We start from the raw sequence: 11,241 nt of genomic DNA, 5'->3' as shown, positions 1-11,241 counted from the left end.
GTGCTGCGGTGCGCCGCCGGAGCGGGTGTGCGGGTGCCGACGGGTCATGCGGGCTCGGCGACCTTGCGCCGGGATGCGACGACCACGAGGCCGCCGATGACGGCGAGGCCCATCAGGACGCCCGCGAACACGGTCGCGCCGTTGGTCAGCCCGATGGCGTCGCTGAGATAGCCGGCCGAGACCGGCAGCAGGCCCGCCGGGATGTAACCGCCCACGTTGAGGGCCGCGTTGGCCTCGGCGAGCCGCTGTGCCGGGACGCTGTGGTTGAGCAGCGAGAGCCCGCCGAGCTGCCCCATGCCCTGGCCCGCCCCGGCCAGCAGCGCGGAGGCGATCAGCACGGGGACCGACGAGGTGTGCACGGCGGTGACCAGCGCGACCATGCTGAGCGTGGTGCTGACGGCGCCGGCGGTCAGGATGGTGCGCCGGGGCAGCTTCTGCACCGCGAACTGCACGCCGGTGGCGGCCAGGAACATCACGAACGCCATGGCACCGGCGACGATCCGGCTGGTGGTGCCGAGCAGACCGGACAGCAGCGACGGGCCGAGCGAGAGCACGAACGAGGTCGCGGTGATCCCGGGCGCGAACACCGCGATGCCGAGGGTGAGTTGCCGGCCGTTGCCGTGCGGGACGCCGGGGACGCGGATCCAGGCGCCCTTGGCGGGGGCGGCGGGGCGGCGCACCGGCATGCGCAGCACGGCGAGGACGGCGGTGGCGAGCAGCGCCATCTCCACCATGAAGACGGTGACGGTGGGGGCGGGCAGGGTCTCGGACAGGACGCCCGCGAGGAGCGGGCCGAGACCGGCCCCGAAGACCATGGCGCAGGAGGCGAGCAGGGCCGCGAGCCGCTTGCGGTGCTGCCCGGCCACGTCCGTCACGGCGGCCATGCCGGCGGAGACGACCGCGCCGACGGCGATACCGGTGAACAGCCGGGCCACGATCAGCGCGGCCACGCTCGACGCGGTCGCGAAGATCACGCAGGCGGCCAGGGCCAGCCCCAGGGCGGGCAGCAGGACCGTCTTGCGGCCGAGCCGGTCGGAGACGACGCCGGAGACGAGCAGCGACCCGAGCAGGCCGACGATGTAGAAGGCGAAGATCACGGTCAGGGTGCCCTTGGAGAACCCGATCTTGTGCTGCCACAGCACGTACAGCGGTGTCGCCGCGTTGGACAGGACGAAGACCGCCGTCACCGGCCAGGCGGCCAGCCATACCCACCAGGTGGGAGCGGGGGAGGCGCTTGCCTTCGACGGTTCACCCGCCGCGCCTGCCGGCTCATCCACCACCTTCACGGGCGCGGTTCGACTCTCCGACATGACAGGTCCCTCCTGCTGGTGCAGTACGAGTTTTCTCGAACATAGCATGCAGTACGATCGGAGTCGTACATGGAATTCGGGTCATGAGGAGTCGCCCATGCCAGCCACGGCGCGTCCGGCGTCCGTACGGACGCCGGGATTCAAGGTGCTGCCGGAGCCCGCGGATCTGCCCGAGCCGCTGCCCGAGCCCGCGCCGGCGGACCTGCGCCTGGAGACGGTGCTGGGTGCGCTGAGCGACCCGCTGCGGCTGCGTATCGTGCAGAAACTCCTGCTGGAGTCCGAGCAGTTCGACCACACCTGCGGCTGGTTCGGCTTCGACCGCCCCAAGTCCTCGCTGACCCACCACTTCAAGGCCCTGCGCGAGGCGGGCATCACCCGGCAGCGCCAGTACGGCCTGGAGCGCCGCAGCCACGTCCGCGTCGCCGACCTCGACGCACGCTTTCCCGGCCTGCTGGAACTGGTCGCGGCGTGGACTCCGGACGGGTCCTGAACCGCGTCGACGCCTGGGCCGCGCCCCGTCCCCGGCCGGTCACCCATCCCCGTGAACCGTGTCAGGGAGGGGTGACACAAGGCGGCTGGTGCCCGGAGCGGTGCTGTTTGAGATTCTGTGAGGGTGCCGGGTGTCACACGATGGTTCCAGTCCCGCCGGGGACCCGCGATCGCCGACGGCTCGGGCGGACCGGACGCCGCCCCCTCCGCGCCGCTGCGGGCGTTGCGCACGGCCGCGGCCGGCATCGGCACGAGCCTCGACGAGTCCACCACCTGTACGGAACTGACCCGGGCGGCGGTACGGCTGGCCGGCGGCGGCGCGGCCGTGCTGCGGCGCGTCGGGGACACCGTCTCCGGGTACGAGTCGATCACCGGCGACGCCGATCTGCTGCCCGACGCCCGCTGGGCCACTGCGGTGGCCCGCGACGCGGGCACCCCGGCCGCCGACCACTGGGCGGACCCCTGGCTTTCCAGCCCGGCCGGCGGTCGCACCCGCCCGGCCCTGTGCGCGCCCCTGACCAGCGGATCCGACCAGTACGGCGTCCTGGTCTGCGCCCGCGAGGGGAGGGCCTTCGCCCGGGCGGAGGCCGAACAGCTCGCCCTCCTCGCCGAACGCGCCGCCTCCCACATCCGGCACGCCCGCGAGTACGAGCAGGTCAACCGCACCGCCGGTGATCTCCAGCGGGCCCTGATCGCCGAGCCGGGCCGCCCGCACCCGAACCTGGACGTGGCGATCCGCTACCTTCCGGCCGGCGGCCGGGTGCTGGTCGGCGGCGACTGGTGCGAGACCGTACGGCTGCACTTCGGGCGCACGCTGCTCGTCGTCGGCGATGTGATGGGCCACGGTCTGGAGGCCGCCGTCGACATGAACGCCTACCGGTCCTCGCTGCGCTACATCGCCGCCTCCGAGCTGCCGCCGCACCGGGTGCTGCGCCAGCTGGACGACATCGCCGCCACCGAGCCGGACCGAAGACCCGCCACCTGCCTGCTCGTGCGCGTCGACCCCGGCCGCGGGCAGGTCACCCTGGCCAGCGCCGGCCATCTGCCGCCCGCGCTGATCACCAGGGGAGGCCGTACCGCACTCCTGCTGGTCCCCGTCGGCCCGCCCCTGGGCACCGGCCTCGGCGGCTACGAATCGGCCACCCACCGACTCGAACCCGGCGAGGCGCTGGTGCTCTTCACCGACGGCCTGGTGGAACACCGGGACGAGGACATCGACCGCTCCCTGGGCCGCCTGGCCGACCTCCACTTCAACCCCGCCGTCGGCATGGACGCTCTCCTGGACTCCATCCTCACCCGCCTCGACGCCCGCAACGCCGAGGACGACGTCGCGGTGCTGGCAGCGCGCCCGCACCCCCGGCAGGGCGGGTTCAGCGACGCCGAGGCGGAGGGGGCGGCGGAAGCGGCGGCGGAGGAGGAGGGCTAGCTACCGAGCCGGCGCGGCCGCCGGCCGCCTGGGCAGTGTCAGTGTGAACGTGGTCGTGCCCGCCGGGCCGTCGCCCAGACCGATGGTTCCGTCGTGGGCCTCCACCAGCGCCCTGGCCACCGACAGGCCGAGGCCGCTGCCGCCGCGGTCGCGGCTGCGGGCCTTGTCGACGCGGTAGAAGCGGTCGAAGACCCGGGCGCGGTCGTCGGCCGGAATGCCGGGGCCGTGGTCGGTGACGGTCACCGACGCCGAGCCGGCGGTGACCGCGACCGTCACGGACACCGGGGTGCCGGTGGGCGTGTGGACGGCCGCGTTGGTGAGGAGGTTGTCCAGGACCTGGCGGATGCGGACCGGGTCGAGGCGGAGCGGGACCGGGTCCGGGCCGGCCGAGACCGTCAGCGGGTGGTCGGCGTGGGCCGCGCGGAAGGCGTCGGCGGCCTCCCGGACCAGCTCCGTCAGGTCGGTGTCCTCCAGCCGCAGCGGGGTCTCCACCTCGGCCGCGTCGAGGCGGGCGAGGAGCAGCAGGTCGTCGAGGAGGATGCCCATCCGGGCGGCCTCCGCGCGCAGCCGGGCCAGGTGCTTGTCGCGTTCCTCGGGGGCGTTGGCGGCGGCGTACTGGAAGAGGTCGGCGTAGCCGCGTACCGACATCAGCGGGGTGCGCAGCTCGTGCGAGGCGTCCGCGACGAAGCGGCGCAGCCGCTGCTCGGCCTCGGCGCGCACGGCGAGGGAGTGGTCGATGTGTTCGAGCATGGTGTTGAACGCCGTGCGCAGTTCCTCGACCTCCGGGCCGCCGCCCCGCTTGGCCGCGCGCAGCGGCAGCCGGGCCGCCGACTCCGTCAGGTTGTGCGAGGCGATGCCGTGAGCCGTGTGCGCCATGTCGCTCAGCGGTTCGAGGCCGTGCCGCAGCAGCCGGCGGCCCAGCACCACCAGCCCCAGCAGGGCCAGCCCGAAGGCGACCACCTGGACCGTGACCAGCTGTCGTACCGTGTCGTCGATGGTGCCCATCGGCGCCCCGCTGACCAGCACCACGCCCGGCTCCACCTCGCAGCCGCGCAGCCGGTACTCGCCCTGGCCGGACAGGTCCTTGGTGCGCAGCACCTCGGTGCCCGCGGCGAGCTGCGCCTTCGCCACCGAGGTGAGCGGGGCGATGTCCGAGGGCAGGTCACTGCTGTCCTCCGGCTTGCGCAGCACCGGGGTGCCCTGCGAGACGTCGTACACGGCGTAGTACCAGTGGTAGTACTTCTTGCCCTGGAGCGTGCCGTTCTGCGCGATGCTCTTGGACTGGGCGACCTGGGCCAGCCCCAGCTGGTCGTCCAGCTGATGCGACAGATAGTCCCGCATGTACATGGTCAGGGTGGTGCCGACGACCGCGAACACCACCAGCGCCAGCGCCCCGAGCCCGAGCGCCAGCCGGGTGCCCAGGCGCATGGCCAGGTACGAGCGCCGCAACCGGCCGATCCGCGGCAGGCCGGCCCGCAACCGGCCGATCACTCCGCTCACTCCGCCGCCTGCTGCCGTATGACGTACCCGAAGCCGCGCACGGTGTGGATCAGCGGCTCCCCGCCGGCCTCGTCCATCTTGCGGCGCAGCCGGCTGACGACCAGCTCCACCACGTTCGAACGGCCGCCGAAGCCGTACTCCCACACGTGGTCGAGGATCTGCGCCTTGGTGAGCACGGTCGGCGACTTGCGCATCAGGTAGCGCAGCACCTCGAACTCGGTCGGGGTCAGGGAGAGCAGCCGGTCGCCGCTGCGGACCTCGCGGGTGTCCTCGTCCATCGTCAGGTCGGCGACCCGCAGCACCGAGCGCTGGAAGCCGGGCCCGGCGCTGCGCCGCAGCACCGTGCGCAGCCGGGCCATCAGCTCCTCCACCGCGAACGGCTTGACCAGGTAGTCGTCCCCGCCCCGGGTCAGCCCGGCGACCCGGTCCGCGACCCCGTCGCGCGCGGTGAGGAACACCACCGGCACCATCGCCCCGGAGCGCCGCAGCCGGTCGAGCACACCGAAGCCGTCGAGGTCGGGCAGCATCAGGTCGAGCACGACGATGTCCGGCCGGAACTCGGCGGCCCTGGCCAGCGCGTCCTCACCCGAATACGCGGTGACCGCGTCCCAGCCCTCGTACCGCGCGACCGTCGCGACCAGGTCGGCGATCGGCGGGTCGTCGTCCACGACGAGGAGTCGTACTTTTTCCACCCGCTCATACTGCGCCACCCGGCCGCGGACGCCAGACCCGTGCTCACACAGAAAAGACATCGATAAGCAGTTGAAAGCGGCCCGACAGGAAAACGACAGCAGCCCCGGGTGAAGCTCGACTCCCAGGACCCCATCAAGGAGCTGCCCACCCGTGACGACCGTCCAATCACCCCCTGCGCCCCCCACGGCGATACGCCCCAGGGTGGTGGCCCGCACGGGCCTGTACGCCGTGCTCGCCGTGAACGCGGCCGTGGTCGCCTGCTTCTTCGCCCAGGCGGGCTTCGCCTCCAACGCCCTGATCGTCATCGGCCGCTTCTTCGGCCTGTACGGCGCCCTCGTCATGGCCTTCCAGCTGGTGCTGGTGGCCCGGCTGCCCTGGCTGGACCGCCGGATCGGCATGGACCGGCTGACCTCCTGGCACCGCTGGACCGGCTTCGCGCTGCTCTGGACGCTGCTCGCGCACGCCGTCTTCATCAGCTTCGGGTACGCCGACGGCGCGGGCGTCGGCCCGATCGGCGAGATCGTCGACCTCGCCGAGACGACCGAGGGCGTGTTCCGCGCCGTCGTCGCGCTCGGCATCATCCTCGTGATCGGCGCCGTCTCGGCCCGCTACGCCCGCCGCCGGCTCGCCTACGAGACCTGGCACTTCATCCACCTGTACACCTATGTGGCCGTGGTGCTCGCCTTCAGCCACCAGGTCGCGGTCGGTACGACGTTCACGGCGTCGTCCGCCGCCACGGCCTACTGGTACGCCCTGTGGGGCGTCGCGCTCGGCTCGGTGGCCCTGGGCCGGCTGGTCCTGCCGCTGTGGCGCAACCACCGCCACCGGTTCCGTGTCTCCGCCGTCGTCCCCGAGTCGGACAACGTGGTCTCCGTCTACGTCACCGGCCGCGATCTCGACAAGCTGGGCGCGCAGGCCGGTCAGTTCTTCCTGTGGCGGTTCCTGACCAAGGACCGCTGGTGGCAGGCGAACCCCTTCTCCCTCTCCGCCGCCCCCGACGGCCGCACCCTGCGCCTGACCGCCAAGGCCGCCGGCGCCGGCAGCGCCGGCCTGCGCCACCTGAAGGCCGGCACCCGGGTGTTCGCCGAGGGCCCCTACGGCGCCTTCACCACCCTGCACCGCCTAAAGACCGAGTCCCTGCTGATCGCGGGCGGCGTCGGCGTCACCCCCGTCCGCGCCCTCCTGGAGGACCTCGAAGGCCACGCGGTCGTCATCTACCGCGTCGGCACCGACCGGGACGCCGTCCTCTACGACGAACTCCGCGACCTCGCCGTCGCCAAGGGCGCCGAACTCCACCTGGTCACCGGGCCGCCGGTCCCCGACAAACTGGCGCCGCGCGAGCTGGTCCGACTGGTGCCGGACATCGCCGACCGGGACGTCTTCCTGTGCGGGCCGCCGCCGATGATGAACGCGGTGCTGCGCACCCTGGGAGACCTGGGCGTGCCCAAGCCGCAGATCCACTTCGAGCGTTTCAGCCTGGCGGGATGAGAGAGACACCGTGAAGCGAGCCATACCTGTCGTCGCCCTGAGCATCGCCGGCCTGATCCCCGTCTGGCGCTACGAGCCGTCGATCGGCGGTACGACCTCCGCCACCGCCGAACCCGTCACGACACCGTCCGCCACCTCCGCCGCGTCCGGCTCCGCCGCCACGCCGGCCTCCGGGACCGTCGTCAAGGGCACCACCGTCAACACCGACAAGGGGCCGGTCCAGGTCCAGGTCACCTTCGACGGCGACAGGATCTCCGCCGTCACGATGCTCCAGCAGCCGGACCACCCGCAGACCACGGCCGCGGTCCCGGTGCTCATCGCTGAGACACTGAAGGCACAGAGCGCGGACATCGACACCGTGTCCGGCGCGACGATCACCAGCGACGGCTACCGGGAGTCCCTCCAGGCCGCGATCGACGCGAAGGGCTGACCGTGCACCGGGTCGAACACGTCATGGGCTTCCCCGTGTCGCTGCGGATCGACGACGAGGGGGACTTCGGGGCGGCCGCGGACGCCGTGTTCGCCTGGCTGCGCGAGGTCGACGACCGGTTCAGCCCCTTCCGGCCGGACAGCGAGGTCTCCCGGCTCGACCGGGGCGAACTCGCCGAGTCAGAGGTGAGTGCGGACCTCGCCGAGGTGCTCGCGCTGTGCGAGGAGTACCGGCTCGCGACCGGGGGCGCGTTCGACGTACGGCTGCCGGGGCGGGGCCTCGACCCGTGCGCGGTGGTCAAGGGCTGGTCGGTGCAGCGGGCGGCGGAACTGCTGTGGGCGGCCGGGGCGCGCCGGTTCGTGCTGAACGCCGGCGGTGACGTGGTCGCCTCCGGCGGGCCCTGGCGGGTGGGGGTACGGCACCCCGAGCACGCCGACCGGCTGTGCACGGTCCTCGAACTCACCGACGGGGCGGTCGCCACCTCCGCCCGCTACGAGCGCGGCGACCACATCGTCGACGGCCGCACCGGGCGTCCGGCGACCGGCCTGCTCAGCCTGACGGTCGTCGCCTCCTCGCTGACCGAGGCGGACTCCGTGGCCACGGCCGCCTTCGCGATGGGTGCCGAGGGCGTCGGGTGGGCGGCCGCACGTCCGGGCTGCGAGGTGTTCGCCGTGGACACCGGCCGGCAGGTGCTGCGGACGGCGGGCTTCCCGGTCGCCGCGTGACCGCGGGACCACGGGAAAGGGCGGGCCGCCACCGGCGGCCCGCCCTTCGGGTTCCGGACTGATCAGCCGACGTCGGACGCGTCCAGGCGGTACAGGCCGCTGTAGGCGCTCACCGCCGTGCCGTGCTTCTTCACCCAGGTCGCGATCTCGGAGTTGGTGCCCTGGCCGCCGTCGCTGCTGACGACGATGTAGTGCAGCTTGCCCGCCTTCACCAGGCTCTTGAGCTTGGCGAGGGTCATCGCGTTGTCGCTGCCGGACCAGCCGCCCATGGAGATGATGGGCTGACCGGACTCCAGGATGATCGAGGAGGCCGTCTGGTCGGTGGCCACCGCGACCAGCCAGGTGGCGCCGTCCTGGTGCTTCTCGAGGTACGTGATCATCGCGGAGCTGACCTGGGTGCCGCCCATACCGCCGCCCGTCTGGGCCTCGGCGGTCTTCGACGAGGACGAAGAGCCCGTGTCCGACGCGGAGCTGTTGCCGGTCGGCGGCTGCCCCATCGTCTGGTCGCCGGAGCTGCCGGAACCGCTGGGGGCGGTGCCGCTCCTGGTCCCGCTCGGCGCGGCGCCGCTCGGCCGCTGGCCGCCGCCCATACCGCCCATGCCGCCACCGGTGTTGGGCCCGGCCGTCGGGTTGGTGCCGTTGCTGCTCGCGGTCGTGGCCGCCGAGACGGAGTAGGCGGCCGGGCCGGCCAGCAGGGCGACGACCGCCGCCACCGCCGCGAGGCCCACCAGCTTCTGCCGCTTCATGAACCGCCCGACCAGCAGCCCGGTCACCGCCAGCGCGCCGCCCAGCGCGGCCACCGCCTCGGCGACCGTGTACACCGTGCCGGAGCCGGAGACCCGCTGGAGCAGGACGACCGCCCAGACGGTGCTGGCGGCGACGGCCACCGGAAGCACCCAGCCCCACTTGGCGGCCGGGCCGTCGCGGAAGGCCTTGTACAGCATGACCCCGCCCGCGCCGGCCAGGGCGGCGATCCCCGGCGCCATGGCGGTGACGTAGTACGGGTGGAAGGTGCCCTCGGCGAGCGAGAAGGTCAGGAAGTGCAGGACGAACCAGCCGCCCCACAGCATGAGGGCCGCCCGCCTGGCGTCGGTGCGCGGTGCCCGGCCGCGCAGCACCAGGCCGCCGGCGAGGGCGATCGCGGCGAACGGGATCAGCCAGGAGATCTGGCCGCCCATGATGTCGTTGAACATCCGGTACAGGCCCGAACTACCGCCGAAGCTGGCCCCGTTGCCCTGCGAGCCGACCGACGAACTGGCTCCGAAGATCCGGCCGAAGCCGTTGTAGCCGATGACCAGGTCCCAGACCGTGTTGTCGGTGGAGCCGCCGATGTAGGGCCGTGCGGAGGCCGGGATCAGGTCGACGACCACCATCCACCAGGCGCTGCTCACGACCAGCGCGACCGTGGCGACGGCGAGGTTGCGGACGCGCCTGCCCAGCGAGGCGTTCGCGGCCCACAGATAGACCAGGAAGAACGCGGGCAGCACGACGTACGCCTGCATCATCTTGGTGTTGAACGCGAAGCCGATCGCGACCGCCGACCAGACCAGGGGCAGCAACCTGCCCGAGCGCACGGCCTTCAGGAGCGCTGCCGCGCCGAGCAGCATCAGGAAGACCAGAACCGGGTCGGGGTTGGTGTCGCGGTTGATGGCGACGGTGATCGGGGTGAGGGTCAGGACGAGGGCGGCGATCGTGCCGGCCACGACCCCGAAGTCCCGCTTCACCAGCCGGTACAGCAGGGCCACCGAGCCGGTGCCGACGGCGACCATCGGCAGTGCCAACTGCCAGGTGCCGTACCCGAAGGCGCGGGCGGACAGGCCCATCACCCACAGGGCGAAGGGGGGTTTGTCGACGGTGATGAAGCTGCCGGAGTCCAGGGCGCCGAAGAAGAACGCCTTCCAGCTCTTGGTGCCGGAGTAGACCGCCGCGTCGTAGAAGGTGTTCCCGGTCAGGGACGTGAGGTTCCAGGCGTACAGGGCGGTGGCCAGGAGCAGGATCGCCCACAGGGCCGGGCGGGCCCAGCGCGGGTCCTCGGGGGAGCCCAGGAACAGCCTTCTGGCACGGGAGGCCGGCGGGGTGGCGGCCCGGTGCCCCCGGCCGTCCTGGACCGGGGCGGGAGACGGGGCGAGGGTCGTCATGACGCGTACTCCATGGGCTCGGCGGCGGTGGCTGCCCCGGTGGGCAGGGCCGTGACGTTCTGGGGGACGGTGGTACGGCGGGGCACTGCGTGGACGCGGGTGCGGCCGGTGACGGTGGCCCGGAGCATGCGGGCCATGCCCCTGAGGTCGTCGACGGCGGTGCGGACGATGTCGACCCGGCTGTCGGGGTCGTCGACCCAGTCGACCGGGACCTCGTGCACGCGCAGCCCGTTGCGCTGGGCGAGCACCAGGAGTTCGGTGTCGAAGAACCAGGCGGTGTCCTCGATGTGCGGGGCGAGGGCGCGGAACACCTCGGTGCGCACGGCCTTGAAGCCGCACTGCGCGTCCGAGAAGCGGGCGCCGAGGCCTGCCTTGAGCAGGAGGTTGTAGGAGCGCGAGATGAACTCCCGCTTCGGGCCGCGCACCACCGCCGACTGCCGGTGCAGCCGGCTGCCGATGGCGAGGTCGCTGTGCCCGGACAGGAGCGGGGCGACGAGCGGCAGGAAGCCGTCGAGCCCGGTGGAGAGGTCGACGTCCATGTAGGCGACGACGTCGGCCGTGGACCGGCTCCACACGTGCTTCAGGGCGCGGCCCCGGCCCTTCTCCTCCAGCCGCCGGGCGTGGACGTGCGGCAGCCGCAGGGTCAGGCCGGTCGCCACCGTCCAGGTGGCGTCCGTGCTCGCGTTGTCCGCGATCGTGATGCGGAACGGGAACGGGAAGGAGTCTTCGAGGTATGCGTGGAGACGGCCGATGCTGCCGGCGAGGACATGGGCCTCGTTGTGGACCGGCACCACGATCTCGACCGATCGGCGCCGGACGCCTCCCGCGTTCGTTTCGTTCATGACCATGACGATCGGGGCGCTGTCTGGGGCGGTCGTGAGGCTTCACTGAGCGAGGAATGAGAATCAGGGAACTCACAGGTCCCGCACAGCGGGCCTCGGTCAGGTCACAAACTGAAGAGGATCAGTCAGCCGCCAAAGTGCTGAAACACTCGCGGTCTAGACTCACTCCGCAACCGCCTGCACCACGGCGACCGTGGTCT

The 11,241-nt window shown here is 72.5% G+C and carries 10 protein-coding genes; 5 read left to right on the top strand and 5 right to left on the bottom strand.

Going from position 1 to position 11,241, the window contains the following annotated elements; translation table 11 throughout:
- Window positions 1-44: 44 nt before the first annotated feature.
- Window positions 45-1,310: an MFS transporter gene (locus ACWGKQ_RS45680; RefSeq protein WP_453297993.1), complete on the bottom strand. Its 1,266-nt coding sequence runs from the start codon at window positions 1,308-1,310 to the stop codon at window positions 45-47.
- Window positions 1,311-1,407: 97 nt separating this feature from the next.
- On the opposite strand from ACWGKQ_RS45680, the gene ACWGKQ_RS45675 reads away from it, so the two are divergent.
- Window positions 1,408-1,800, top strand: a complete 393-nt coding sequence (locus ACWGKQ_RS45675; protein WP_453297992.1) for an ArsR/SmtB family transcription factor — start codon at window positions 1,408-1,410, stop codon at window positions 1,798-1,800.
- 123 nt (window positions 1,801-1,923) lie between these two features.
- Window positions 1,924-3,225: a PP2C family protein-serine/threonine phosphatase gene (locus ACWGKQ_RS45670; protein ID WP_453297991.1), complete on the top strand. Its 1,302-nt coding sequence runs from the start codon at window positions 1,924-1,926 to the stop codon at window positions 3,223-3,225.
- On the opposite strand, the gene ACWGKQ_RS45665 is transcribed toward ACWGKQ_RS45670, so the two are convergent.
- Together ACWGKQ_RS45665 and ACWGKQ_RS45660 are read right to left on the bottom strand one after the other, a co-directional pair.
- Window positions 3,226-4,653, bottom strand: a complete 1,428-nt coding sequence (locus tag ACWGKQ_RS45665) for a sensor histidine kinase (protein WP_453297995.1) — start codon at window positions 4,651-4,653, stop codon at window positions 3,226-3,228. It lies immediately after the preceding gene.
- A 68-nt stretch (window positions 4,654-4,721) separates the two neighbouring features.
- Window positions 4,722-5,417 carry a response regulator transcription factor gene (locus ACWGKQ_RS45660; protein ID WP_453297990.1) on the bottom strand — a complete coding sequence of 232 codons (696 nt, stop codon included), beginning with the start codon at window positions 5,415-5,417 and terminating at the stop codon, window positions 4,722-4,724.
- A gap of 151 nt (window positions 5,418-5,568) precedes the next feature.
- Here ACWGKQ_RS45660 and ACWGKQ_RS45655 point away from each other — a divergent pair, with 151 nt between their 5' ends.
- The 3 genes from ACWGKQ_RS45655 to ACWGKQ_RS45645 are packed head-to-tail and all read left to right on the top strand — an operon-like array spanning window position 5,569 to window position 8,061.
- Window positions 5,569-6,906: a ferredoxin reductase family protein gene (locus tag ACWGKQ_RS45655; protein ID WP_453297989.1), complete on the top strand. Its 1,338-nt coding sequence runs from the start codon at window positions 5,569-5,571 to the stop codon at window positions 6,904-6,906.
- Window positions 6,907-6,916: 10 nt separating this feature from the next.
- The gene (locus ACWGKQ_RS45650; protein ID WP_453297988.1) at window positions 6,917-7,336 is read left to right on the top strand and encodes an FMN-binding protein; all 420 of its coding nucleotides are present in this window, start codon (window positions 6,917-6,919) and stop codon (window positions 7,334-7,336) included.
- A 2-nt stretch (window positions 7,337-7,338) separates the two neighbouring features.
- Entirely contained in the window at window positions 7,339-8,061 is a 723-nt protein-coding gene (locus ACWGKQ_RS45645) for an FAD:protein FMN transferase (protein ID WP_453297987.1), read from the top strand.
- A 62-nt stretch (window positions 8,062-8,123) separates the two neighbouring features.
- On the opposite strand, the gene ACWGKQ_RS45640 is transcribed toward ACWGKQ_RS45645, so the two are convergent.
- Window positions 8,124-10,199: an ArnT family glycosyltransferase gene (locus ACWGKQ_RS45640; protein ID WP_453297986.1), complete on the bottom strand. Its 2,076-nt coding sequence runs from the start codon at window positions 10,197-10,199 to the stop codon at window positions 8,124-8,126.
- Window positions 10,196-11,041: a dolichyl-phosphate beta-glucosyltransferase gene (locus ACWGKQ_RS45635; protein WP_453297985.1), complete on the bottom strand. Its 846-nt coding sequence runs from the start codon at window positions 11,039-11,041 to the stop codon at window positions 10,196-10,198. The genes ACWGKQ_RS45640 and ACWGKQ_RS45635 overlap by 4 nt, the downstream gene beginning before the upstream one ends.
- Between the last annotated feature and the right edge of the window lie 200 nt (window positions 11,042-11,241).

The sequence above is a fragment of the Streptomyces sp. NPDC054770 genome (assembly GCF_053611985.1).
The sequence above is the reverse complement of the archived record's forward strand: the minus strand, read 5'-3'. Positions and strand labels throughout refer to the sequence as shown.

Bases quoted from the DNA above. Each gene is read 5' to 3' on its own strand.
- ACWGKQ_RS45680 (WP_453297993.1), bottom strand. From the start codon at position 1,310: ATGTCGGAGAGTCGAACCGCGCCCGTGAAGGTGGTGGATGAGCCGGCA.
- ACWGKQ_RS45675 (WP_453297992.1), top strand. From the start codon at position 1,408: ATGCCAGCCACGGCGCGTCCGGCGTCCGTACGGACGCCGGGATTCAAG.
- ACWGKQ_RS45665 (WP_453297995.1), bottom strand. From the start codon at position 4,653: ATGCGCCTGGGCACCCGGCTGGCGCTCGGGCTCGGGGCGCTGGCGCTG.
- ACWGKQ_RS45640 (WP_453297986.1), bottom strand. From the start codon at position 10,199: ATGACGACCCTCGCCCCGTCTCCCGCCCCGGTCCAGGACGGCCGGGGG.
- ACWGKQ_RS45635 (WP_453297985.1), bottom strand. From the start codon at position 11,041: ATGAACGAAACGAACGCGGGAGGCGTCCGGCGCCGATCGGTCGAGATC.